At 59.4% G+C, this 25,149-nt stretch carries 26 protein-coding genes; 22 read left to right on the top strand and 4 right to left on the bottom strand.

The window, feature by feature from the left end; genetic code table 11:
- Positions 1-171 precede the first annotated feature (171 nt).
- Positions 172-1,584 (top strand): PLP-dependent aminotransferase family protein, encoded by a 1,413-nt coding sequence (locus ACLEXF_RS18475; protein ID WP_004204148.1) that lies wholly within the window; start codon positions 172-174, stop codon positions 1,582-1,584.
- 72 nt (positions 1,585-1,656) lie between these two features.
- On the opposite strand, the gene fosA is transcribed toward ACLEXF_RS18475, so the two are convergent.
- On the bottom strand, positions 1,657-2,076 hold the full coding sequence (gene fosA / locus ACLEXF_RS18470; RefSeq protein WP_017899137.1) for a FosA5 family fosfomycin resistance glutathione transferase: 420 nt from the start codon (positions 2,074-2,076) through the stop codon (positions 1,657-1,659).
- On the bottom strand, positions 2,070-2,978 hold the full coding sequence (locus ACLEXF_RS18465) for a LysR family transcriptional regulator (RefSeq protein WP_060656742.1): 909 nt from the start codon (positions 2,976-2,978) through the stop codon (positions 2,070-2,072). Before ACLEXF_RS18465 ends, fosA begins: the two co-directional genes overlap by 7 nt.
- A gap of 86 nt (positions 2,979-3,064) precedes the next feature.
- On the opposite strand from ACLEXF_RS18465, the gene ACLEXF_RS18460 reads away from it, so the two are divergent.
- The 21 genes from ACLEXF_RS18460 (at position 3,065) to ACLEXF_RS18360 (ending at position 23,821) form a co-directional block, all read left to right on the top strand.
- Entirely contained in the window at positions 3,065-3,847 is a 783-nt protein-coding gene (locus ACLEXF_RS18460) for an NAD(P)H-dependent oxidoreductase (RefSeq protein WP_423265802.1), read from the top strand.
- Positions 3,848-3,988: 141 nt separating this feature from the next.
- On the top strand, positions 3,989-4,573 hold the full coding sequence (locus ACLEXF_RS18455) for a TetR/AcrR family transcriptional regulator (protein WP_017899140.1): 585 nt from the start codon (positions 3,989-3,991) through the stop codon (positions 4,571-4,573).
- A 21-nt stretch (positions 4,574-4,594) separates the two neighbouring features.
- Entirely contained in the window at positions 4,595-5,401 is an 807-nt protein-coding gene (locus tag ACLEXF_RS18450; protein WP_023319648.1) for a winged helix-turn-helix domain-containing protein, read from the top strand.
- Positions 5,398-5,916 carry a FidL-like protein gene (locus ACLEXF_RS18445; protein ID WP_004204137.1) on the top strand — a complete coding sequence of 173 codons (519 nt, stop codon included), beginning with the start codon at positions 5,398-5,400 and terminating at the stop codon, positions 5,914-5,916. Before ACLEXF_RS18450 ends, ACLEXF_RS18445 begins: the two co-directional genes overlap by 4 nt.
- 446 nt (positions 5,917-6,362) lie before the next feature.
- The gene (locus ACLEXF_RS18440; protein ID WP_004182810.1) at positions 6,363-6,641 is read left to right on the top strand and encodes a BMC domain-containing protein; all 279 of its coding nucleotides are present in this window, start codon (positions 6,363-6,365) and stop codon (positions 6,639-6,641) included.
- Positions 6,642-6,658: 17 nt separating this feature from the next.
- On the top strand, positions 6,659-6,943 hold the full coding sequence (locus ACLEXF_RS18435) for a BMC domain-containing protein (RefSeq protein WP_002442227.1): 285 nt from the start codon (positions 6,659-6,661) through the stop codon (positions 6,941-6,943).
- A gap of 12 nt (positions 6,944-6,955) precedes the next feature.
- A complete protein-coding gene (locus ACLEXF_RS18430) occupies positions 6,956-7,234 on the top strand; it encodes a BMC domain-containing protein (protein ID WP_004146125.1) in 279 nt (92 codons plus the stop codon).
- A gap of 53 nt (positions 7,235-7,287) precedes the next feature.
- A complete protein-coding gene (locus ACLEXF_RS18425; RefSeq protein ID WP_114506241.1) occupies positions 7,288-8,892 on the top strand; it encodes an acetaldehyde dehydrogenase (acetylating) in 1,605 nt (534 codons plus the stop codon).
- A 25-nt stretch (positions 8,893-8,917) separates the two neighbouring features.
- Positions 8,918-9,184 carry a EutN/CcmL family microcompartment protein gene (locus tag ACLEXF_RS18420; protein ID WP_017899143.1) on the top strand — a complete coding sequence of 89 codons (267 nt, stop codon included), beginning with the start codon at positions 8,918-8,920 and terminating at the stop codon, positions 9,182-9,184.
- Positions 9,185-9,192: 8 nt separating this feature from the next.
- Entirely contained in the window at positions 9,193-10,347 is a 1,155-nt protein-coding gene (locus ACLEXF_RS18415; protein ID WP_114506240.1) for a 1-propanol dehydrogenase PduQ, read from the top strand.
- A gap of 25 nt (positions 10,348-10,372) precedes the next feature.
- Entirely contained in the window at positions 10,373-13,759 is a 3,387-nt protein-coding gene (gene cutC, locus ACLEXF_RS18410; protein ID WP_017899145.1) for a choline trimethylamine-lyase, read from the top strand.
- Between the two features lie 85 nt (positions 13,760-13,844).
- The gene (gene cutD, locus ACLEXF_RS18405; protein ID WP_023319643.1) at positions 13,845-14,792 is read left to right on the top strand and encodes a choline TMA-lyase-activating enzyme; all 948 of its coding nucleotides are present in this window, start codon (positions 13,845-13,847) and stop codon (positions 14,790-14,792) included.
- Between the two features lie 12 nt (positions 14,793-14,804).
- Positions 14,805-15,203, top strand: a complete 399-nt coding sequence (locus ACLEXF_RS18400) for a BMC domain-containing protein (protein ID WP_004204127.1) — start codon at positions 14,805-14,807, stop codon at positions 15,201-15,203.
- Complete coding sequence (locus ACLEXF_RS18395; protein WP_080848031.1) at positions 15,200-15,820, top strand: phosphate propanoyltransferase; 621 nt, start codon at positions 15,200-15,202, stop codon at positions 15,818-15,820. Before ACLEXF_RS18400 ends, ACLEXF_RS18395 begins: the two co-directional genes overlap by 4 nt.
- Positions 15,821-15,832: 12 nt before the next feature.
- A complete protein-coding gene (locus ACLEXF_RS18390; RefSeq protein ID WP_114506239.1) occupies positions 15,833-16,501 on the top strand; it encodes a hypothetical protein in 669 nt (222 codons plus the stop codon).
- A 31-nt stretch (positions 16,502-16,532) separates the two neighbouring features.
- The gene (locus ACLEXF_RS18385) at positions 16,533-16,946 is read left to right on the top strand and encodes a DMT family transporter (protein WP_017899148.1); all 414 of its coding nucleotides are present in this window, start codon (positions 16,533-16,535) and stop codon (positions 16,944-16,946) included.
- 19 nt (positions 16,947-16,965) lie between these two features.
- Positions 16,966-17,295 carry a DMT family transporter gene (locus tag ACLEXF_RS18380; protein ID WP_004204123.1) on the top strand — a complete coding sequence of 110 codons (330 nt, stop codon included), beginning with the start codon at positions 16,966-16,968 and terminating at the stop codon, positions 17,293-17,295.
- A gap of 279 nt (positions 17,296-17,574) precedes the next feature.
- Entirely contained in the window at positions 17,575-18,582 is a 1,008-nt protein-coding gene (gene trpS, locus ACLEXF_RS18375) for a tryptophan--tRNA ligase (RefSeq protein WP_062914345.1), read from the top strand.
- A 306-nt stretch (positions 18,583-18,888) separates the two neighbouring features.
- Entirely contained in the window at positions 18,889-19,956 is a 1,068-nt protein-coding gene (locus tag ACLEXF_RS18370) for an HlyD family secretion protein (protein ID WP_407259942.1), read from the top strand.
- Complete coding sequence (gene rbbA / locus ACLEXF_RS18365) at positions 19,953-22,697, top strand: ribosome-associated ATPase/putative transporter RbbA (RefSeq protein ID WP_407259943.1); 2,745 nt, start codon at positions 19,953-19,955, stop codon at positions 22,695-22,697. Before ACLEXF_RS18370 ends, rbbA begins: the two co-directional genes overlap by 4 nt.
- A complete protein-coding gene (locus tag ACLEXF_RS18360; RefSeq protein ID WP_023319637.1) occupies positions 22,697-23,821 on the top strand; it encodes an ABC transporter permease in 1,125 nt (374 codons plus the stop codon). Before rbbA ends, ACLEXF_RS18360 begins: the two co-directional genes overlap by 1 nt.
- Before the next feature lie 41 nt (positions 23,822-23,862).
- On the opposite strand, the gene ACLEXF_RS18355 is transcribed toward ACLEXF_RS18360, so the two are convergent.
- Both ACLEXF_RS18355 and ACLEXF_RS18350 read right to left on the bottom strand, forming a co-directional pair.
- A complete protein-coding gene (locus ACLEXF_RS18355) occupies positions 23,863-24,180 on the bottom strand; it encodes a hypothetical protein (protein ID WP_004204117.1) in 318 nt (105 codons plus the stop codon).
- A 321-nt stretch (positions 24,181-24,501) separates the two neighbouring features.
- Positions 24,502-24,777 carry a DUF2574 family protein gene (locus ACLEXF_RS18350; RefSeq protein ID WP_049004348.1) on the bottom strand — a complete coding sequence of 92 codons (276 nt, stop codon included), beginning with the start codon at positions 24,775-24,777 and terminating at the stop codon, positions 24,502-24,504.
- Between the last annotated feature and the right edge of the window lie 372 nt (positions 24,778-25,149).

Raw genomic sequence — 25,149 nt, 5'->3', positions numbered from 1 at the left:
CCTCCTCACCTTGCCAGAGACTTTATCTTCACGGATTTTGGGGGGAGGAATACAGATTCACAAAACACTTTTCTTTAACATACAGATTGGCTAAAACGTACAGCAGACCGCAATTTTTTCTGCCATCTGTACTGGTTATTCCATCTGTATGGCGACAATTAAGGATACAGCATGACCCGCTATCAACATCTTGCGACGCTGCTGGCCGAACGCATTGAACAGGGCCTGTATCGCCACGGCGAAAAGCTGCCGTCGGTGCGCAGCCTGAGCCAGGAGCACGGCGTCAGCATCAGCACCGTCCAGCAGGCCTATCAGCTGCTTGAGCAGCAGCAGATGATTGTGCCGCAGCCGCGATCGGGCTATTTCGTCGCCCCCCGCAAGGCCCAGCCGCCGGTGCCGCCGATGTCGCGTCCGGTGCAGCGTCCGGTGGAGATCACCCAGTGGGATCAGGTGCTGACCATGCTCGACGCCCGCTACGATAAAACGATCATCCCCTTCGGCGGCGGCTCGCCGGACGTGACGCAGCCAAGTCTGAAGCCCATCTGGCGCGAACTGAGCCGGGCGATCCAGCACAACCTCACTGAGGTGTTGAACTATGACGAACTGGCCGGTCGCCGCGAGCTGCGGGAGCAGATCGCCCGCCTGATGCTCGACGGCGGATCGGTGGTGACTGCCGACGATCTGGTGCTCACCAGCGGTTGCCACAGCGCGCTGTCGCTGGCCCTGCTGTCGGTGTGCCAGCCAGGGGACATCATCGCCGTGGAATCCCCCTGCTACTACGGCACCATGCAGATGCTGCGCGGACTGGGATTAAAAACGATTGAGATCCCCACCGATCCGGAAACCGGGATCAGCATCGAGGCCCTGGAGTTGGCGCTGGATCAGTGGCCGATCAAAGGGGTGATCCTGGTGCCGAACTGCAACAACCCGCTGGGATTTATCATGCCGGACGCCCGCAAGCGCGCGGTGCTGAACCTGGCCCAGCGCCACGATATCGTTATTTTCGAGGATGATATCTACGGCGAGCTGGCTACCGAATATCCGCGCCCGCGCACGATTCACTCCTGGGATATCGACGGCCGGGTGATGCTCTGCAGCTCCTTTACCAAAACCATCGCCCCCGGCCTGCGCATCGGTTGGATAGCGCCCGGGCGCTACTACGACAAGCTGCTCCAGATGAAGTACGCCGCCAGCGGTACTAACGTCCCTTCAACACAGCTGGCGGCCTTTAACTTTATTCGCGAAGGCCATTATCACCGCCACGTGCGGCGGATGCGGCAGATCTATCAGCGCAATATCGAGATCTACACCTGCTGGCTGCGGGAGTTTTTCCCCTGCGGGATCTGCGTCACCCGGCCGAAAGGCGGTTTTATGCTGTGGGTGGAGCTCCCGGAGCAGGTGGATATGGTCTGCGTCGCCAAACAGCTGTGCCGGCTGAAGATCCAGGTCGCGCCGGGGTCGCTGTTTTCCGCGGCGGGCAAGTATCGCAACTGCGTCAGGATCAATTGCGCCCTGCCGCCGACCGAGAAACATAAAGCGGTGATGGTTAAGCTGGGAGAAGCGGTGAAGGTGGCGATGGAGTGAGGTTTAGCCTGTTCTCCCCGGTGGCGCTGCGCTTACCGGGGCGACGGGTTACCTCGCGTCCGCAAATCAGCTTCACTGGTCAAAAAACACCATCCCCTTATACGGCTGCTCGCGGCAGGCGGCCAGACGCTGGGCGAGGCTACCGACGTGCAGCTCCAGCTTGTGGCCGTCGGGATCGAGGAAGTAGTGCGAAGCGCCTTCGCTACGGTTCAGCTTCCAGACCGCCACGCCGGCAACCTCAAGGCGAGCGGCGAAGCGGGCGAAATCCGCTTCGCTAATGCTAAACGCATAATGGGTGTAGTCGCTCTCCTCCGGCGGAGTGACACGCCGCTGCGGATCCAGCGACAGGCACAGCCACAGATCGCCGCAGGAGAGATAGGCGCCGCTGTCCCAGCGGGCGTGCAGCGTCATGCCCAACAGCTGCTGATAAAACGCCACGCTCGGCGCCAGCTGGCTGACCGCCAGGGTCAGGTGATTCAGTCCGCTCAGCATGTCTGTTCCTCCAGTGAATTCACAATGAACTGGCGCAGCCATTGATGCGCCGGGTCGCGGTGCCAGCGCTCGTGCCACAGCATCAGCATCTCAAAGCCGGCGACCGCCAGCGGCGGCTCGACGACCACCAGCCCGCTCTGCCCGCGCACCAGCCGCTCCGGCAGGACCGCCACCAGATCGCTATTGCGCAGGGTCTCCAGCATAAACAGGAAATGTGGCACGGAAAGGACAACCCGCCGCGTCAGGCCAAGGTTCGCCAGCGCGGTATCGGTCGCCGCGCTGAAGCCGCCTCCGTCCGGGGAGACGATCGCTTGCTCCAGCTGACAGAACGTTTCCAGGCTCAACCCTTGCCGCAGCACCGGATGCCCGGCCCGGCCCGCCAGCACGTAGCGCTCGCGAAACAGCAGGCGCTGATGCAGCCCCGGCGGCGCGCCCTCGCGGGTATGGAAAAAGAGATCCACTTCATCGCTGGCCGCCTGCTGCTCCAGCCGCGCCGGCTGGAGTTCGAATACCGCCAGCCGACTGCCGGGAGAGGCCTGCCGTAGCCTGCCCAGCATCGGCATGAGGGTCGCCGAAGCCATATAGTCCGTCGCCGCCACCCGCCAGGTCTCCGCCGCCGCGGCCGGATTAAAAGGTGCTACCGGCGCCACCGCCTGCTCCAGCGCGGCTAACGCAGCGCGCAGCGGCTGGCGAAGCTCATCGGCGCGGGCGGTGGGCTGCATGCCGCGCGGGCCCGGCATCAGCAGCGGGTCGGCAAACATCTCCCGCAGCCTGGCGAGTTGAATACTCACCGACGGCTGCGACAGATTCAGCCGCTGCGCCGCCCGGGTAACGTTATTTTCACTGAGCAGCACGTCGAGCGTGCGCAGCAGATTGAGATCCAGACGATGTAAATTAATCACAGCTATACCTGGGATTTAAGTAATTAATTTCTACTATAGCGCCAGCTTTCCTACTCTGCAGCTCTTCCCACTTCAGAGGTGATGTTATGAAAGTACTGCTGATTTACGCCCATCCGGAACCGCGCTCCCTCAATGGCGGTTTAAAAAATTTCGCCATCCGTCATCTGCTGCAGGCCGGTCATGAAGTCCAGGTCTCCGATCTCTACGCCATACGCTGGAAGGCCGGGTATGACGCCGACGACAGCGGCGCGCCGCCGGTCGGCGAGTTCTGGCGTCCTACCCTGGACTCCAGACAGGCCTTTGCCCAAGGTACTCAAAGCGCGGATATCGCCGCCGAGCAGGAAAAGCTGCTGTGGGCCGATACGGTGATTTTTCAGTTTCCGCTGTGGTGGTTCTCGATGCCCGCGATCATGAAAGGCTGGATCGACCGGGTGTACGCCTGGGGCTTTGCCTATGGTGTCGGCGAGCACAGCGACCGCCACTGGGGCGATCGCTATGGGGATGGCACCTTCGTCGGCAAGCGGGCGATGCTGATCGTCACCGCCGGCGGCTGGGCGGAACACTATTCACCGCGCGGGATCAATGGCCCCATCGACGACATCCTGTTCCCCATTCAGCACGGTATGCTGTTCTATCCCGGCTTCGAGGTGCTTCCGCCGCTGGTGTTTTACCGCACGGACAAAACCGATGCCGCGCAGTTCGCCGACCAGTGCGCCACGCTGGCCGAGCGGCTGGACACGCTGTGGCAAACCGAGCCCATTCCATTCCGCCGGCAAAATCATGGCGACTACCTGATCCCATCGCTAACGCTGCGTCCGGAGCTGGCGCCGGGGCAAAGCGGCCTGGCGGTGCACCTGGCAACGAAATAAACCTCAACGCGATAGCCCTTCCGGGTTATCGCTTTCATTAATATGACAATTTGTGAGCCTCCACGCATTAACGGCATCGCATCGCGCGAAGCCGCCTCTCATATTGATAGCGATCAAAAATAATCATACCGTCTGGTCGGTATGATTCCGGCCATGAACATGGAAGCCCAGCATCGTAAAAAAGATCCCGTCCGTCTCCACCGTCAGCTGCTTGAATCGGCGGCGATGATTGCCGGCCGGGACGGTATCGCCGCCCTGTCGCTGAACGCTGTCGCCCGCGAGGCTGGGGTCAGCAAAGGCGGCCTCCTGCACCATTTTCCCAATAAGCAGGCGCTGATTTTCGCTCTGTTCGCCAGGCTGCTGGCGATTATGGAAAAGGCGATTAGCGAACTGATGGCCGCCGATAACATCGCTTACGGACGCTTTACCCGGGCCTATTTGCACTATCTGTCCAATCCGCAGTTGACGGACACGCACGAAAGCCGTCAGCTGATGGTGCTGTCGCTGGCGATGCCGGACGAACCGGTGCTGCGAAAATGCTGGCGAGACTGGATGCTGGATCATCTGGCGCAGGGCGATGCGCTGGATAACGGCCCTACCGGTACCCTGGTACGCTACGCCGCCGACGGCATCTGGTTATCGGAGCTGACCGAAGGGCGCACCATGAGCAGCGAACACCGCCAGTCGCTGGTGAACGATCTGACCAAAATGACGCTTCCCGCATGAAACGAATAGAGTGAGGCCGCGATGCGCTACAACATCAATGCCCGTCTCATTTATGATGCAACGGACGGCACGCTAACCCTGCCCGGCAGCGATGAACCGGATAGCCAGTTATCCATCACCGCCAGCGCGCTGCTCTATTTTTTTCTCCGCCATACCGGCGTGGTCAGTCGCGATGAAGTATTGAAAAAAGTCTGGGACGATAACGGCTTAACTTCTTCCAACAGCAACCTCAACCAGTATCTGAGCATGCTGCGCAAAACTTTCCGCCACTACGATATCGATAACATTATCGTCACCGTGTCGCGCGGCATGCTGCAGCTGAATCAGGATCTCAGCATCGAACTGCTCGACGCCGGGCCGGCGCTGGCCGATGTCGCCAGCCCGGCCGCGCCGCCTGGCGAACCCGCCGGGGCAGGAAGGGAAACCACACCGCCTGCCGCTTCACCACACGCGCGCGGAATGTGCTGGTATCTCGCCGGCGGCTGCCTGCTGGTCATCGCCCTGCTTCTGGTGGCATTCACGTTTGCCGGAACCCACGTCGCCCGGCCAATTAATCTGACGCTGATGAACCACAGCCAGTGCGAACTGCTCGCCAGCGATGAAATGCTGCGTTCGGTCTCGGCGACGGCCTACGGGAAGAATTTTGATGAGGTGCGTCAGCGGCTGAAGCTCAGCTGCAAGCCGGGGGAGCGTTTTGTTTTCTTCTATGGCGACCGGCTGGAGACCAACGGCCTGGGCCGGGTATTTCTCGCCCACTGCGCGATGCACGAAGACAACCCGTTTAGCTATTGCGATAACTACTTTTACTACTCCTGGAAGCCGCAATGAGACTCGCGCCCCGCACCTTTTTCGCTCTCTCTGCCCTCGCGTTTATCGCCGCCGCCGGGTTTAGCGCCTGGCGCCTGCTGCCGGATGCCAACGACGGCGTGATGAGCTGCTCCACCAAAGCGATCATGCGTTTTGAAAACATGGAAAAAGAGAATGTGAACGGCAATATCCATTTTAATTTTGCCGCCAATGGCAACGGGTCGATGGTAGTGGAAGGCTATACCGATTCTGCCGCCGGCTGGCTCTACCTGCAGCGTTACGTCAAATTCAGCTACACCAGCCAGCGCATCTCGGCGACCGAGCGCCACTACCGCATCAAGAAATGGGAATCCAGCGCCTCGTCCATCGATGAATCGCCGGATGTCATCTTCGACTATTTCATGCGCGAGATGTCCGACAGCCACGACGGCCTGTTCCTCAATGCGCAAAAGCTTAACGACAAAGCTATCCTGCTGAGCTCTATCAACTCACCGCTCTACATCTGCACGCTGAAGTCCGGCAGCACGCTTAATTAACCCGTCCCCCCTGTACCACTGCGAGGAAAATGCGCCCTCGCTCACGCTCCATTATTGCCCCCTCTTTCCACGATGCTAAAAGCGCACGTTTTGCGTTTAGCTTCGACGCGAGAACTTGAGCATACCCACAATTATAACGTGGCTATATTACCAATTGCTGGCAAGTAATTAGCATCTTATTAACATTCATCTCCCGCCGATAAATAGCTTAAAAAAACGCCATATCATCATGAAAATCTTCACGCATGAAACAGGATTAAGAGATAAAAAGAAGCCTAAATAAGGCTAAATAGCAGAGTAAAAACCTAAAATATTCATCTACACGGATTTAAATTTCACTTCTCTCCCCATTCCCTATAGTGAACCCCGAACGCCGCTTCCGCGTGTTGATGCCGTTACGCGGACGGTTTTCCCGAATCACAAAACCTGTTCTGGAGGAGATCACGATGGGTGATGCATTGGGGCTTATCGAAACCAAAGGTCTGGTGGCCTGTATTGAAGCAGCGGACTCGATGTGTAAAGCCGCCAACGTCGAACTGATCGGCTATGAAAACGTCGGCTCCGGCCTGGTCACCGTGATGGTGAAGGGCGACGTCGGCGCAGTAAAAGCGGCGGTGGATTCCGGTGTGGAATCGGCGCAGCGCATCGGCGAAGTGGTGACCTCGCTGGTCATCGCGCGTCCGCATAACGACATCAACAAAATCGTCATTAAACACAAGGCCTGAAGGCCAGGAGAACGCAAATGGGTGATGCATTAGGTCTGATTGAAACCAAAGGTCTGGTGGCCTGCATTGAAGCAGCGGATGCGATGTGTAAAGCCGCCAACGTCGAACTGATCGGCTATGAAAACGTCGGTTCCGGCCTCGTCACCGCGATGGTGAAAGGCGATGTCGGCGCGGTGAAAGCGGCGGTGGATTCCGGCGTTGAATCGGCCCAGCGCATTGGCGAAGTGGTGACCTCGCTGGTCATCGCCCGTCCGCATAACGACATCAACAAAATCGTCTCGCATTACAAAATTGCGGACTAACGGAGAAACCTGATGAAAGAAGCGCTTGGTCTTATCGAAACCAAAGGTCTGGTGGCCTGTATTGAAGCCGCGGACGCGATGTGCAAAGCCGCCAACGTCGAATTGATTGGCTATGAAAACGTCGGCTCCGGCCTCGTCACCGCGATGGTGAAAGGCGACGTCGGCGCGGTCAACGCGGCGGTCGACTCCGGCGTGGAAGCGGCGAAACGCATTGGCGAAGTCGTCAGCTCTCGCGTCATCGCGCGTCCCCATAACGACATCGAAAAAATCGCGGCGCAGCACAAAGCATGACCTGACAGGGCACGCCCCGTCCCCACTCTTTTCGTCTGATGAAGGATAGACTCATGATTGAACTGGATAACGATTTGCAGTCCCGGCAGAACGCCCGGGAACTGGTGCGCAACGCCAAAAAAGCGCAGGCAATGCTGGCCACCTTTTCGCAGCAGCAAATCGACGCCATCGTGAAAAACGTGGCCCAGGAAGCAGCGCACCACGCCGAAGCGCTGGCGAAAATGGCCGCGGAAGAGACCGGTTTTGGCAACTGGCAGGACAAAGTGCTGAAAAACCGCTTCGCCTCGCTGCGCGTCTACGACGCCATCAAAGATTTGAAGACCGTTGGCATCATTCATGACGACCCGGTAAAAAAAGTGATGGACGTGGGCGTGCCGCTCGGCGTGATTTGCGCGCTGGTCCCCTCAACTAACCCAACCTCTACGGTTATCTACAAAGCGCTGATCGCCCTCAAGGCCGGTAACGCCATTATCTTCTCCCCGCATCCCGGCGCGCGTCAGTGCAGCTGGAAGGCGATTGAGATCGTCAAACGCGCGGCGGAAGCGGCCGGCGCGCCGGAGGGCAGCGTCGACGGCATCACCCAGCTGACCCTCGAAGCCACCTCAGAGCTGATGCACAGCAAAGACGTTTCGCTGATCCTCGCCACCGGCGGCGAAGGCATGGTGCGCGCGGCCTACGCGTCCGGCACCCCGACCATCAGCGGCGGTCCGGGCAACGGCCCGGCATTTATCGAACGCAGCGCCGATATCCACCACGCGGTGAAAGATATCATCACCAGCAAAACCTTCGATAATGGCGTGATCTGCGCCTCCGAGCAGTCGATCATCGTCGAAGGCTGCATTTACGATGAGGTTCACCGCGAGCTGGAAGCGCAGGGCGCTTACTTCATGAATGAAGATGAAGCGGCGAAAATGGCGGCGCTGCTGCTGCGCCCGAACGGCACCATCAACCCGAAGGTGGTTGGCAAAACCGCACTGTACCTCAGCCAGATGGCCGGCTTCTGCGTCCCGGCCAGCACCAAAGTGCTGATCGCCGAACAGACCATCGTCTCACCGAAAAACCCCTACTCGCGCGAAAAACTGTGCCCGGTACTCGGTCTGTACGTGGCTGAGGACTGGAAAGCCGCCTGCCACCGCGTGGTAGAGCTGCTGACTAATGAAGGGCTCGGCCATACGCTGGTGATCCACACCCGCAACCAGGACGTCATCCGCCAGTTCAGCCTCGAAAAACCGGTCAACCGCATCCTGATCAACACCCCGGCGGCGCTCGGCGGCATCGGCGCCACCACCAATATCTCTCCGGCGCTGACCCTCGGCTGCGGCGCGGTCGGCGGCGGCTCCAGCTCCGACAACGTCGGCCCGATGAACCTGCTCAATATCCGCAAAGTCGGCTATGGCGTGCGGTCGATTGACGAGCTTCGCGCGCCGGGCAGCCGCCCTGAGCCACAGCCAACCATCGTCACGCCGGCGAGCGATCCGCAGCGCAGCATTCTTGATGACGTGCGTTTCAACGCTCCGGCCAGCGCTGCGCCAGCACACGCGGCAGGCAGCGATGACCGCTTCGCCAGCCCAGGCGCCGCAGCGAATGCGGAAGGCGCAATCAACGAACAAAACGTGGAACGCGTTATCCGCCAGGTGCTGGAGCGCCTTGCTAAGTAACGCACTGATATAAGGCGATATAACGATGATTCTCGCAAAGGTGACCGGCCATGTTGTCGCCACGCAAAAATGCGATGAGCTGCGCGGCAGCAACCTGCTGTTGATCACCCGCTTAGATGACAAACAGCAGCCGATGAAGGACCAGACCTGGGTCGCCGTCGATAACGTCGGCGCCGGTATGCACGACATCGTGCTGGCGGAAGAGTACTTCGCGCTCAATAAAGACCGCTACAAAGCGATGTCGGTGGTCGCCATTGTTGAGAAGGTGTTTCGGGACGCCGAACAGGAGTGAATAGCCCAATGAGTGAATTTTTACTGAAACCACGGATTTGCTTCGGTCAGGACGCCCTCTCGGTGCTGAACGAACTTTCCGCCCGCAGCGTGCTGCTGGTGACCGATCAAGCGATGGTGAAATTTGGCCTCGCCGAGCGCGTCACCGCCCTGCTGCGCCAGCGCGGGATCGCCTGGCAGGTGTGGGACGACGTGGTGGCGGATCCGGATATCGCCACCGTGGTGCGCGGTATGAAGCTGATGGATAACCACTACCCGGATCTGGTTATCGCGCTCGGCGGCGGTTCGGTAATCGATGCCGCCAAAGCGGTTATTTTCTCCCTGGCGCAAACCCGTCCGCTGGCCGACCGTCCCCGACCGTGCTTCGTCGCCATCCCGACCACCAGCGGTACCGGTTCGGAAGTCACCGCCTTTTCGGTGGTGAAAGCCAACGCGGAAAAGCTGGTGCTGGTGGATGCGTCATTGCTGCCGGATATCGCCATTCTGGACCCGGCGCTGGTGGCTTCGGTGCCGCCGGCAATTACCGCCGACACCGGCATGGACGTGCTGTGTCACGCCCTTGAGGCCTACGTCTCCCGCGCCGCCAGCGACTTTTCCGACGCCCTGGCGGAGAAAGTGGTGCAGCAGGTATTTCGCTATCTGCCGACCTGCTGGCGCAGCGGCGACAACCTGCAGGCGCGCGAAAAGATGCACAACGCCTCCTGCATGGCGGGGATGGCCTTCACCAACGCGTCGCTGGGGATAACCCACAGCCTGGCCCACGCCCTCGGCGGCGTCTTCCGCGTGCCCCATGGCCGCGCCAACGCCCTGCTGATGGCGCACGTCGTCGCCTGGAACGCTGATTATCACGGGCTGTGCGATACCGATGCCGCCCGCAAATATGCCCGACTAGCCCATCTGCTGGATCTACCTGCGGCCACTACCCGCCAGGGCGTCACCAGCCTGCTGGTCGCCATTCAGGCACTTAAAGACGAAATGAGCATGCCGGCCGGCATCCGCGATACCGGCGTCCTTGCAGACGAGTTTGACCAACGGCTGGCGGAGATGATCGGCCAGGCGTTACGCGACAGCTGTACTCCGACGAACCCACGCGCGCCGGATGCACACGCACTGACCGAACTCTATCGCCGGGCATGGACCGGCAACGCCGTTCAGGGCCACTGATAACAAGATTTGGAGAACCTTACCCATGGCACACTACAGCTTAACGCCGCGCGTCAAAGTGCTGGCAGACCGTTTACTCGCCCAGAAAAGCACGCTGTGCACCGAACATGCCACCACGCTGAACGCCCTGGATGGCGATATCGCGGGCGTTCCCGCCGCCGTTAAACCGGCGCGCCGTTTCTATGAACTGATGCGCCAGCTGCCGCTGACCATCAGCCCCGATGAACTCATTGTCGGCAACCAGAGCCGTAAACCGCACGGGGCGATTTTCCATGACGAAAACGCGACCCGTCGCCCATCGGCTTTCCAGTTCCTCAACCTCAATAGCGATCTGGATTCGCCGGACTACAGGCTGGTGGTCGAAAAAGGGGTGCTGGCGATTAAGCACCAGCTGGAAGAGAAAACCCGCGCACTCGGCAGCGCGGTCAGCCGCAGCGGTATGGATGAAGTCAACGGCTGCCGCGCCGCCATCTACGCCTGCGACGCCCTGCTGGCGCTGGCGCAAAATCTGGCCAACAGCGCCGAGCAGCTGGCGGCGGCGGAGACCAATGCTTATCGCAAAGCCGAGCTGCTCGATAGCGCAGCCATTCTCCACCACGTGCCGGCCCATCCAGCGCGTAATTTCAAAGAAGCCTGCCAGGCGTTCTATCTGTTCCAGCTGGCGCTCCAGCTGGATAACGGCAGCTATGCAGTCAACCCGGAAGGGGCGGACAAGGCGCTGCTGCCTTACTTCCAGCGCGATATCAACAGCGGCGCGCTGAATACCCAGCAGGCGTATGAGCTCGTGGAGTGCCTGTGGTTCAAGCTGGCGGAACTGAGCGAAGTCCGCGCCGCCTGCGCCATTGACGGCTATCCGATGCTCGACGCCATGTTGCATGGCGCCGCTTTTGACCATGCCGAGGTGAACGAACTCTCGGCGATGTTCATCAGCGCCCAGCGCAATCTCAGCGCGTTGAATCTGCCGGTGCGTCTGTTTAGCGGCGCACAACAGGTCAGCCATGCGCCGTTCGCCGCCTGCGCCGACACGCCGGTGATGGAAGGGTTAACCCCGCGTATGCAGCGTCTGCGTAACCACTATCTGACGGTACGCCCGAGCGTCTCTATCTATCGCGCGCTGGCCTTTACCGAAGTGGTGAAAGCTAACCCAGGCATGCCGACCATTCTGCTGCGAGCGAAAGCCTTCCGCCACGCCTGCGAAACCGCGCCGATTCTGATTCAGGACGATGAGCTGATCGTCGGCCACCCGTGCGGCAAGCCGCGCGCGGGCGCCTTCTCGCCGGATATCGCCTGGCGCTGGGTGCGCGACGAGCTCGACACCATGAGCACCCGCCCGCAGGATCCGTTTGAGATCAGCGAAGCGGATAAAAAAACCATTCGCGAAGAGATCGTCCCATTCTGGGAAGGGCGTTCGCTGGATGAGATTTGCGAAGCGCAATACCGTGAGGCTGGCGTCTGGGCCTTCAGCGGCGAGACCTTCGTCAGCGACCTCTCTTATCACCAGATTAACGGCGGCGGCGATACCTGCCCGGGCTACGACGTGCTGCTGTTCACCAAAGGGATGAACGGCATTAAAGCCGATGCCGAGGCGCATCTGGCCAGCCTGAGCATGGAAAACCCGGAAGATATCGACCGCATTTACTACTACAAAGCGGCGATTGAAACCTGCGAAGGGGTGGTCAACTACGCTCGCCGCATCGCCGCCCATGCCCGCGAACTGGCGGCTAAAGAGCAAAACGCCCAGCGCCGCGCCGAGCTGCTGACCATCGCCGACGTCAACGAAAACGTGCCGGCCAATCCGCCGAAGACCTTGCAGGAAGCGCTGCAGAGTATCTGGACCGTCGAATCACTGTTTGAAATCGAAGAGAACCAGACCGGGCTGTCGCTGGGGCGCGTCGACCAGTACTGCTATCCAATGTTCGAAGCCGATATCCGCGAAGGCCGCTTGACCCACGACACCGCGCTGGAGCTGCTGCAGGCGTTTATCATCAAATGTGCCGAACTGATGTGGATGTCGAGCGAACTGGGAGCGAAATATTTCGCGGGTTATCAGCCGTTTATCAACCTCACCGTTGGCGGCCAGAAACGTAGCGGCGGCGATGCCTGTAATGATCTGACCTATCTGATTATGGACGCCGTGCGCTTCGTGAAGGTTTACCAGCCGTCGCTGGCCTGCCGTATCCACAACCAGTCGCCGCAGAAATACATGGAAAAAATCGTCGACGTGGTGAAAGCGGGAATGGGCTTCCCGGCCTGCCACTTCGATGACTCCCACATCAAGATGATGCTGCGCAAAGGCTTCGATTTTGAAGACGCCCGCGATTACTGCCTGATGGGCTGCGTTGAACCGCAGAAATCCGGGCGCATCTACCAGTGGACCTCCACCGGCTACACCCAGTGGCCTATCGCTATCGAGTTCGTGCTTAACCGCGGGCGGATGGTGCTGTTCGATAGCTATCAGGGGCTGGACACCGGCGATCTGCGCGACCTGCGCACCTTCGAAGCATTCGACGCGGCGGTGAAACAGCAGATCGCCCATATCGTGCGCCTGTCGGCTATCGGCACCGTCATCAGCCAGCGCGTCCACCGCGATGTGGCGCCGAAGCCGCTGATGTCGCTACTGGTCGAAGGCTGCATGGAGAGCGGCAAAGATGTCGCCGCCGGCGGCGCGATGGTCAACCACGGTCCGGGGCTGATTTTCTCCGGTCTGGCGACCTACGTCGACTCGATGGCGGCGATCCGCAAGCTGGTGTTCGAAGAGAAGAAATACACCCTTGAGCAGATCCGCGATGCGCTGCTGGCCAACTTTGAAGGTTACGAAGCGCTGCGCCGCGACTGCCTGAACGCGCCGAAATACGGTAACGACGATAACTATGTCGACCAGTACGCGCTGGATATTACCGAATGGACCGAGAAAGAGTGCCGTAAGTACAAGATGCTCTACTCGACCCTCAGCCACGGCACCCTGTCTATCTCCAACAACACGCCCATCGGCGAGCTAACCAACGCCACGCCGAACGGCCGCCTGGCGTGGATGCCGCTCTCCGATGGCATCAGCCCGACCCAGGGCGCGGATAAGCAAGGCCCAACGGCGATTATCAAGTCGGTCAGCAAGATGAACGTGGAAACCATGAACATCGGCATGGTGCACAACTTCAAATTCCTCAAAGGGCTGCTGGATACCCCGGAAGGTCGCCATGGTCTGATTACCTTGCTGCGTACCGCCTCGATTCTCGGCAATGGCCAGATGCAGTTCAGCTATGTCGATAACGAAGTGCTGAAGAAGGCGCAGCAGGAGCCGGAGAAATACCGTGACCTGATCGTCCGCGTCGCCGGCTACAGCGCCTACTTCGTTGAGCTGTGCAAAGAGGTCCAGGACGAGATCATCAGCCGTACGGTGATTGAGAAGTTTTAGTTCTCTTAAAGAGAATTAAATGAGCTGTATTTGAGAAATAACCGGAAGTTCTCCGTCCCGTAACGGGACGGAGCGGGAGGCAAGCGTGATCGCAAAACAAGAATTAACGGGCCGAATTTTCAATATCCAGAAATATTCGATCTATGACGGCGATGGCATTCGCACGCTGGTGTTTTTTAAGGGCTGCAACATTCGCTGCCCGTGGTGCGCCAACCCGGAAGGGCTGAACAGCCAGTTCCAGGTGATGTTCTCGCACGACAAATGCATTAACTGCGGCGACTGCGTCAGCGTCTGTCCGGCGGGTATTCATTATCGGGCGGAAGAGAACGGCGAAATGAAGCACTTCGTCGACCGCCATAAAGACTGCATCGGCTGCCGCAAATGCGAAGAGATTTGCACCCAGAACGCGCTGGACATTATGGGCAAGGACGTCACCGTCAGCGAGCTGATGGAGATCATCATGCAGGACTACGACTTCTACATCTCCTCCGGCGGCGGCGTCACCATCGGCGGCGGCGAGATGAGCCTGCAGACCGATTTTGCCGTCGCCTTATTCAGCGAATGCAAAAAGATGATGATTAACACTGCCGTCGAAACCCAGGGCACCACCCCACTTGCCAACTACCAGAAGCTCGCGCCGGTCACCGACACCTTCTTATTCGACATTAAGCAGATTAACAGCGAACACCACAAGGCGATGCTCGGCATCGGCAACGAAGGGATCCGCCGCAATCTCGAATGGCTGGTGGATTCCGGCGCCAACGTCATTGTGCGTATGCCGCTCATTCGCGGCTACAACGACTCATTCGACGCCATTACCGGCGCCATTGATTACGTACAGAAGCTGGCGAAGCGCGGGAATATCCGCCGTATCGACATGCTGCCGTACCACCAGCTGGGACGCAAAAAGTACGAACGCCTGGATATGCCCTACCCGATTAGCCAGGACCCGTCTTATTCGCCGGATGAACTGGACCGGCTGGAAGCCTTCTTCCGGCAATTTGATTTTGATATTCGCTTAGTCCGCCATTAACAGGAGCCGACCATGAAAAGTTTAGGCGTAATTGAAACGCGAGGATGGGTCGCCGCCATTCAGGCCGTCGACGCCGCCTGTAAAGCCGCGGGAGTGACCTGCATTGGCTATCGCAAACCAGGCTCCGGGCTGGTGAGCGTCTGCTTTGAAGGGGAAATCAGCGCCATCCACACCGCTATCGAACGCGGCGTGGCGGTTGCCGGCGCCGAGCACACCGTGAAGTCGCTGGTCATTGCCCGTCCGGAGCGCTGCGTGGTTGAAGCATTAAGTAACCTCAAAGGCAACCCTCCGCGCGAGGAAAAAACGGACGAACCGGTGGTTATCACCGCCCCGGAACCCATCGTTCCGCCCGCTATCCCGAACGAAGCGGAAGATAAGCACCCTGCGCTGAAGAAAGGGAAGAAGTCATGATCGACACTTTGCTTCGCGAAAAAATCGCCGCCCGCCTGAGCGCAACGGCGCCGGCGATCCCGGTGGGGATCTCCAACCGCCACGTCCATCTCGCGCAACAGGACGTCGAGGCATTGTTCGGTAAAGACTACAGCCTGACGCCGTTCAAACCGCTGCGCCAGCCGGGGCAGTTTGCCGCCCAGGAGTGCGTGACCGTCGTCGGGCCGAAGGGCTCGCTGACCAACGTTCGCGTCCTCGGGCCGACCCGCCCGCTATCGCAACTGGAAGTGTCGCGCGCCGACTGCTTCACGCTCGGCATTCAAGCGCCAGTTCGTGAGTCCGGTCAACTGGAGAATGCCGGTAGCGCGCTGCTGATTGGCCCCGCCGGTCACGTTGAGCTCCATTCTCAGGTGATCTGCGCCTGGCGGCATATTCATATGTCGCCGCAGGACGCGCGCCAGCTCAACGTCAGCAATGGCCAGAAGGTCAGCGTGCGCAGCAACGGCGAGCGCCAGCTGACTTTCGATGAAGTGGTGGTGCGGGTGCGCGATGACTTCGCGCTGGAATTTCACATCGACACCGAAGAAGCCAATGCCGCCGGGTTAAAAAACGGCGCGCAGGTGACGCTCATCGGCTAACGGAGGCTCGCCATGACCGACGAACAGATTGAAGGTGTAGTTGCGCGGATTTTGCAGCGCCTGCGGCCGCCGGTACTGGTAATGGTGACCGCCGCAGACGGCTACCGCGCGGCAATCCGCCAGCGCCTGGCGGGAAGCGGCTATCTGCTGCGCCTCGCGCTGGAGGAGGGTCTCGCCGACGCCGCCGCCTGGCGAGAGGTGGGCGAGATTATCCCGTCATCGGCCTGGCAGGATGCCTTGCCGTCAGCGCCGTGGCGGGCGCTACTGCTGCCGTATCTCGATTATCCGCTGGCTTCAGACCTGCTGAACGGCACCCTGCGCAATCCGGTTTCCCGCTGCGCGCACGAGGCGCTGCTGGCGGGTATTCCGGTTCTGGCCCTGCGCTACCACTGCGATCCGCACAGCGAGCTCAACCAGCTGCGCGGCGCGCAGGCCGGCAGCGCCTATGCCGGGCATCTGCAGGCCACGCTGGCTCGTCTGGAAGCCTGCGGCGTCTTCCTCGGCACCATGAATGAGCTGCTGGCGAAGCTGGACGCACCCACCGCGCCGGCCGCCGCCAGCAGCGAACCGCGCCGTTATCTTACCGTCACAGACGTGGTGAATAATCCGGCGCTGGCGGCGGCCCCGCGCGCTCAGCTGACCGATGCGGCCATTGATTACTTAAAAAACAGAAAGATATGACCTTACCCAACGAAAAACCTGGAGCTTAACGATGTCTTCGAAAACAAAATGCTGGTTATGGATGCTGCTGGTTATCCTCTCCGAAACCTCGGCAACCTCGACGTTAAAAATGTTCGGTAGCAGCGAAGGCGGCAGCAAAATGCTGCTGCTCGGGCTGCTGATTGCGCTTTACTGCACCTGCTATTACTCGCTCTCAAGGGCGGTGAAAGATATCCCGGTCGGCCTGGCGTACGCCACCTGGTCCGGCACCGGCATTCTGGTGGTCTCGACGCTGGGAATGGCATTCTACGGCCAGCACCCGGATACCGCCGCCATCATCGGCATGGCGGTGATCGCCAGCGGCATCATTATCATGAACCTGTTCTCGAAAATGGGTTCCGAAGCGAGCGAAGAGGCGGCGCCCGCCGCGCCAGCCGCCGCCATGGATAAGAACATCGCTAACTGACAGGAAAGGAATACCCCCTATGTTTAATCTCGGATTTTTATGGCTGGCGCTGTCTATCGGCTCCGAAATCACCGGCACCTCGATGATCAAAAAGACCAACGGTTTCAGCAAACTGGCCCCTTCGGTGCTGGTGGTCTGCGCCTACGGCCTCTGCTACTTCGCCCTCACCCGCGCAATGAGCACCATCCCGGTGGGCGTGGCCTACTCGCTGTGGTGCGGCTTCGGTATCGTCGGCGTCACCATCTGCTCCATGATCCTCTATAAGCAGAAACCGGACCTGGCGGCCATTATCGCCATGGCGCTGATTATCTCCGGCGGCGTGATCATGAACGTCTTCTCGACCATGTAACAGCGGTCGTTTTATCCTGTTACCCGGCCTGTGCGGGCAGTCCGTAGGCCCGCGCCAGCGCAGCGCCGCCGGGCATTTTACCAAACAGGGTTTACCCCACTATGGTTTCGTGGCAGGATAAAAAGATGAACAGAAACGCGATCGTGACCTATCCCCGCCGTTGGTGGCTGCCTGCATAACAGGCGGCACGATATACGTTTCCATTTTCAAAGCCGCCGGAAGGCGGCTTTGGTGTTTTCAGGACGTCTTTCGGCTGAACAGTCTGATAAGGAGTTCCTGATGAACCACCCGCAAACCATTCTCACCGGCGACCGCCCCACCGGCCAGCTACATCTTGGCCATTACGTCGGCTCGCTGCGCCAGCGCGTCGCGCTGCAGCACGACCACCAGCAGTTTATCCTGATCGCCGACCTGCAAGGGCTCACTGACAACGGCAGCAATCCGCAAAAAGTTAGCCACCATATCCTCGAAGTGATGGCCGATTATCTGGCCGTCGGCATTGACCCGAGGCTCACCACTATTTGCCTGCAGTCCGCCCTGCCGGCGTTGGCGGAGCTCAGCGCGCTGTATATGAATATCGTCACCGTCGCCCGCGTGGAACGTAATCCGACGGTCAAGAATGAGATTGCCCAGAAAGGATTCGCCCGTTCGCTGCCGGTGGGCTTTCTTGCCTATCCGATTAGCCAGGCCGCCGATATCACCGCCTTCAAGGCCGAGCTGGTGCCAGTGGGCGACGATCAGCTACCGATGATTGAGCAGACCAACGAGATCGTCCATAAGATGAATAACCTCACCGGCGCGCCAGTGCTGCATCACTGCAAGGCGCTCCTCAGCGAAGTGAGCCGCCTGCCGGGCGTCGACGGCAACGCCAAAATGTCGAAATCGCTGGGCAATACGCTGACGTTATCGGCCAGTGAAGAGGAGATTCACCGCGCGGTCAGCGCGATGTATACCGACCCGACGCACCTGAGAGTCAGCGATCCGGGGCATGTCGACGGCAACGTGGTGTTCACCTATCTCGACGCTTTCCATAGCGATAAGGCACTGGTGGCTGAGATGAAAGCCCACTATCAGCGCGGCGGGCTGGGCGATCGCCAGTGTAAAAATGAACTGGAGACCTGCCTGCAGACGCTACTGGCGCCGATCCGCGAACGGCGGGCCACTTTTATTCAGGATAAAGGGATGCTGCTGGATCTGCTGCGCCAGGGCAGCGAGCGCGCCCACCAGCTGACGCAGCAGACGCTGCATGAGGTGAAACGTGGTCTGGGGCTACCGGTGCTGTTCTGAGGTGATGAAATGTTGCCGGTAGTGGATATTTTGTTAACACGTCGACAAGACCCTGCCTTTCGTATGGACAAGCCCGCCGCGGATGTTACTATCGCGTTAACGGTAGCTCTCACTATGCGTGTTTCATTAAGGCCAGGATCGCTGATGATGACCACATAAGTAGTACAGCGTTCGGCTGCGCATCGACGCGGTAGAGCGCTGCGTCAGCGGCCCTTCCCCCCTTTATTCGTCCTTCGCAAGAAGGACGCTCCGCCCGCCGGAGGAGACACGCGTATCACTCAGCACAGGGAACCAAGCGAGTCGCGTATGGACAAAATAAAGAAACGTTGGACAGGGTATTTTGTCGGCTTACTGGTGGTACTCGCCGTCGCGGCATGGTGGCTGCTGCGCCCGCCGGGCCTTCCGGAGGGTTTCGCCAGTAGCAACGGACGAATCGAAGCCACCGAGGTGGATATTGCCAGCAAAATCGCCGGACGTATCGACACCATTCTGGTCAAAGAGGGTCAGTTCGTGCGCCAGGGAGAGGTACTGGCGAGAATGGATATCCGTGTACTGAACGAGCAGCGTCTTGAAGCCGCCGCGCAAATCAAGGAAGCGGAAAGCGCGGTCCTGGCCGCCAGAGCCTTGCTCGATCAGCGGCAAAGTGAAATGCGCGCCAGCGAAGCGGTTGTGAAGCAGCGTCAGGCGGAGCTCGACTCCACAGCGAAACGTCACGTCCGCTCGAATGCCCTGTCGCAGCGCGGCGCCGTCTCCGCCCAGCAGCTGGATGACGATCGCGCCGCGGCAGAGAGCGCCCGCGCGGCGCTGGAGTCGGCGAAAGCCCAGGTCTCCGCCGCCCGCGCCGCCATCGAGGCCGCCCGCACCAGCATTATTCAGGCGCAAACCCGCGTCGAAGCCGCCCAGGCGACCGAGCGGCGGATCCTTGCCGATATTGACGATAGCGAGCTGAAGGCGCCCCGCGACGGCCGTATTCAGTATCGCGTCGCCGAGCCGGGGGAAGTGCTGGCCGCCGGTGGTCGGGTGCTGAACATGGTCGATCTCGCCGACGTCTATATGACTTTCTTTCTGCCCACCGAACAGGCGGGCCTGCTGGCGCTTGGCAGCGAAGCGCGGCTGATCCTTGATGCCGCCCCTGATCTGGTGATCCCGGCCAATATCAGCTTTGTTGCCAGCGTCGCGCAGTTTACGCCGAAAACGGTGGAGACCCGCGACGAGCGTCTCAAACTGATGTTCCGCGTCAAAGCGCGCATCCCGCCGGAGCTGCTGGCGCAGCACCTGGAGTATGTCAAAACCGGCCTGCCCGGCATGGCTTACGTGCGGCTGGATAACCAACACTCCTGGCCTGAAGACCTGACGGTGAGGTTGCCGCAATGATATTGACGCCACTGGATACCTCGCCCCCCATCGCCCGGCTGGACAACGTTGGCCAGCGCTTCGGCGCCACCGTGGCGCTGCGGGATATCAGCCTGGCGATCCCGGCGCGGCGCATGGTTGGCCTGATTGGCCCGGACGGCGTCGGCAAATCGAGCCTGCTCTCTCTCATCGCCGGGGCGCGGGCCATTGAGCAGGGTAACGTGATGGTGCTCGGCGGCGATATGCGCGACGTTCATCATCGCCGCGAGGTGTGCCCGAAGATTGCCTGGATGCCGCAGGGACTGGGGAAAAACCTCTATCACACCCTCTCGGTGTATGAAAACGTCGACTTCTTCGCCCGCCTGTTTGGCCATGATAAAGCCGAACGCGAATCACGTATCCACGAGCTGCTGCAGAGCACCGGGCTGGCGCCGTTTCGCGATCGCCCGGCGGGTAAGCTCTCCGGCGGGATGAAGCAAAAGCTGGGTTTATGTTGCGCCCTTATCCACGACCCGCAGCTGCTGATCCTCGATGAACCTACCACCGGCGTCGACCCGCTTTCCCGGGCGCAGTTCTGGGAGCTTATCGACAGCATTCGTCAGCGCCAGCCGGAGATGAGCGTGCTGGTGGCCACCGCCTATATGGAAGAGGCTGAGCGCTTTGACTGGCTGGTGGCGATGAACGCCGGCGAGGTGCTGGCGACCGGTACCGCTGCGGAGCTGAAAGTGCAGACCGGCAGCCAGACGCTGGAGCAGGCGTTTATCGCCCTGCTGCCGGAAGCGCAGCGCCAGGCGCATAAGGCGGTAGTAATCCCGCCGCGCGACGACCGCGAGGAAGAGATCGCCATCGAAGCCCGTGGGCTGACCATGCGCTTTGGCGACTTCGTCGCCGTCGACCACGTTAACTTCCGCATCGCGCGCGGTGAAATCTTCGGCTTCCTCGGCTCCAACGGCTGCGGCAAATCCACCACCATGAAGATGCTCACCGGTCTGCTGCCCGCCAGCGAAGGCGAAGCCTGGCTGTTCGGCCAGCCGGTCGATCCGAAGGAAATCGCCACCCGCCAGCGGGTGGGCTATATGTCGCAGGCCTTCTCGCTCTATAGCGAACTGACCGTCCGGCAAAACCTCGAACTGCACGCCCGCCTGTTTCATATTCCGGACGGCGAAATCCCCGGTCGGGTGGCGGAAATGAGCGAGCGCTTCATGCTCAGCGAGGTGGAAGACGCCCTGCCCACCGCCCTGCCGTTGGGCATCCGTCAGCGCCTGTCGCTGGCGGTGGCGGTCATCCATCGCCCGGAAATGCTGATCCTCGACGAACCCACCTCCGGGGTCGATCCAGTGGCACGGGATATGTTCTGGCAGCTGATGGTCGACCTCGCGCGTCAGGATCGGGTGACCATTTTTATCTCCACCCACTTTATGAATGAGGCGGAACGCTGCGACCGCATCTCGCTGATGCACGCCGGCAAGGTGCTGGCCAGCGATACGCCGCAGGCGCTGGTCGAACAGCGCGGTGCCGCCAGCCTCGAAGAGGCGTTTATCGCCTGGCTCCAGGAGGCGCAGCCAACCGCCGCAGTTCGTGAGGAACTTGCGCCTGCTGCAGCATCCCATCCAGAACGCGCGGCCCCGCGCCAGGCCTTCAGTCTGCAACGGCTGTTCAGCTACAGCCGCCGCGAAGCGCTGGAGCTGCGCCGCGATCCTGTACGTTCGACGCTGGCGCTGCTGGGAACGGTGATCCTGATGTTTATCATGGGCTATGGGATCAGCATGGACGTCGAGGATCTGCGCTTTGCGGTACTCGATCGCGATCAAACCCTCAGCAGTCAGGGCTGGTCGCAGAATATCGCCGGCTCACGCTACTTCATCGAACAGGCGCCGCTGCGCAGTTACGATGAGCTCGACCGGCGGATGCGCGACGGCGAACTGGCGGTGGCGATAGAGATCCCGCCGAACTTTGGCCGCGATATCGCCCGCGGCACGCCGGTACAAATCGGCGTCTGGGTGGATGGCGCAATGCCAAACCGCGCGGAGACGGTGCGCGGCTACGTGCAGGCCATGCATCTCGCCTGGCTGCAGGAGATGGCCGGGCAGCAAAGTAGCCCGAATCGTGAGACCTCGCTCATCTCCATCGAGACCCGCTATCGCTATAACCCGGACGTGAAGAGCCTCCCAGCCATCGTCCCGGCGGTGATCCCGCTGCTGCTGCTGATGATCCCGGCGATGCTCAGCGCCCTGAGCGTGGTACGTGAGAAGGAGCTCGGGTCGATCATCAACCTGTACGTGACGCCGACCACCCGCAGCGAATTCCTGCTCGGCAAGCAGGTGCCTTACATCATGCTGGGAATGTTTAACTTTTTTCTGCTGTGTGCGCTGTCGGTCTTCGTCTTTGGCGTATCACATAAGGGCAGCTTCCTGACGCTAAGCCTGGCGGCGCTGCTGTACGTCACCATTGCCACCGGACTGGGACTACTGATCTCAACCTTTATGAAGAGCCAAATCGCCGCTATTTTCGGCACCGCCATCATTACGCTAATCCCGGCGACCCAGTTCTCCGGGATGATCGATCCGGTAGCGTCGCTGGAAGGCCCCGGGCGCTGGATTGGGCAAATCTACCCGACCAGCCACTTCCTGACTATCGCCCGCGGCACCTTCTCCAAAGCGCTGAATCTCAGCGATTTGTGGGGCTCCTTTATTCCACTACTGATTGCAGTGCCGCTGGTGCTCGGGCTGAGCGTGCTGCTGCTGAAGAAACAGGAGGGGTGATGCGCGGATTACGCAATATTTATAATCTTGGCGTCAAAGAGCTGCGTAGCCTGCTGGGTGATAAAGCGATGCTGGCGTTGATCGTGTTTGCTTTTACGGTGTCGGTGTACTCCTCAGCCACGGTGATGCCCGGCTCGCTACACCTGGCGCCGATTGCGGTTGCCGATATGGATAAGTCGCAGCTCTCTTCACGCATCATTAACGCATTCTACCGCCCCTGGTTTCTCGAACCGGAGCTGATTACCGCCGATGAGATGGACGCCGGCCTGGATGCCGGGCGCTACACTTTCGCCATCAATATTCCGCCTAACTTCCAGCGCGATGTGCTGGCCGGCCGCCAGCCGGAAGTGCAGGTCAACGTCGACGCCACGCGCATGAGCCAGGCCTTTACCGGCAACGGCTATATCCAGAATATTATTAGCGGCGAAGTAAACAGCTTCATTGCCCGCTATCGGGACAACAGCGTGCTGCCGGTAGAGCTGGCGATAAGAATGCGCTTTAACCCTAACCTGGAACAGGAGCGCTTTGGCGCGGTGATGGCGATCATCAACAACATCACCATGCTGGCCATTGTCCTCACCGGCTCGGCGCTGATCCGCGAGCGCGAGCACGGTACCATCGAGCATCTGCTGGTGATGCCGGTCACGCCGTTTGAGATCATGATGGCCAAGATCTGGTCGATGGGGCTGGTGGTGCTAGTGGTCTCGGGTTTGTCGCTGGTGCTGATGGTACAGGGGATGTTGCAGGTGCCCATTGAGGGGTCGATTCTACTGTTTATGCTGGGGGTGGCGCTCAGCCTGTTCGCCACTACCTCGATCGGCATTTTTATGGGCACCCTCGCCCGCTCAATGCCGCAGCTGGGGCTGCTAATGATCCTGGTGCTGCTGCCGCTGCAGATGCTCTCCGGCGGCTCCACGCCGCGGGAAAGTATGCCGCAGCTGGTTCAGGATATCATGTTGACCATGCCGACCACCCACTTCGTCAGCCTGGCGCAGGCGATTTTGTACCGCGGCGCCAGCTTCAGTATCGTCTGGCCGCAGTTCTTAACCTTGCTGGCTATCGGAGCGGTGTTCTTTACTATCGCCCTGCTGCGTTTTCGCAAAACGATTGGTCAAATGGCATAAGGACTTAAGTAGGGCCGTCGACTCCCGGCGGCCCGAATGGTTTATTTGTGGCGGTTCATAAAGTGGCGCAGACCCCATGTGAAGGCCATCGCCATGCTGAAGAGAATGAACAGCAACACCACCCAGCTGATGGAGATGCGCAGCAGCGTGCCGGGGGTCATAAACGGCTGCAGATAGACGGTGAAGGACTGGGCGGGTGATTTCCCCAGCAGTTCATACAGGTTATCCGTAAGCCATACGCCGACCCGGCAGAACAGCCAGATTATCGCTGGCCAGCAGAGCAGCACCAGAAAGGTAAAGCGCTCCTGAAGGTAAGTGAAGAGCCGGCGCAACGGCGACCAGTTAAGCAGGATTTTCATTTCTATTCTCATATTGCCAGCCGATAACCAAAGCAGATAACGCAAGGTACGTCGGGCAGCATCCATACAGGCAATCATCCCTCTTTGTATATCAAATTTGCTGTCATATAAACCAGATCAAGTTAACAAAGTGTTAATGATATCGCTCATTAAGCCAAAAAACCGGCGAGAAGCATACCCATTGTCGCCATAAATGGGAGTGATGTATTCAGCGGCGGGAATAATTTCGTAATTTCGCTAACGCGTTAATATATATGAAGAAGATGCAGCGCTATTATTTAGCAGAACACAATATAATAGCGCTGAAATAGAGAGAGGTATTTAATCGTAGCTGCTGATAATTATTTTTCGACTCGTATCATTGGATAAATTCACTGTACGAGTGACCACACCACGCGCGTGATTCTCTATATTTTTCGAGGCAATGTGGTAGGTATTTTTTCCGCAGCGCTGCAGAGGTTGTTTATTCACAATATCAGTATTGCAGGTTTCTGACACGACCCGCCCGGAGAGCATTAGGTTGGCGGTTTCGGCAGCAAACAGAGGTGAGCTTAATCCATAAGCGAATATCAGAATCCCAATTAGCGGTTTTTTCATTTAATGTTTAACCAGTTAACAGGATGAAAGATAAGCGAGTTGCTTAATATTTTCTCCGTCAGGAGAGCGATGCATTGGTACAATGCGCAGGGAAGATAAACCATAGTATTACTAAGGGCAATGTAAAGATAACCTATTAATGTGATAATTATTGCTGATAGTAGCGAACCGGCATAGTGGTCTGCCTGGAGACGGTGCTGCGCACCAGGTTTTGTGGCTCAGGACCCGTAGCCCCGGTAAGCGCAGCGCCACCGGGGAGATATACCCCACACAGCAAAAAACCCCGCACCTTTCGGGACGGGGTTCTTGTTAAAACGCAAAAAAGCTCAGCCTTCCGACTGAGCTTTCTGCTTTATTTGATGCCTGGCAGTT

Origin of the sequence: Klebsiella pneumoniae complex sp. WS1778 (genome assembly GCF_049472055.1) — a bacterium.
Lineage (GTDB): Bacteria > Pseudomonadota > Gammaproteobacteria > Enterobacterales > Enterobacteriaceae > Klebsiella > Klebsiella quasipneumoniae.
The sequence above is the reverse complement of the archived record's forward strand: the minus strand, read 5'-3'. Positions and strand labels throughout refer to the sequence as shown.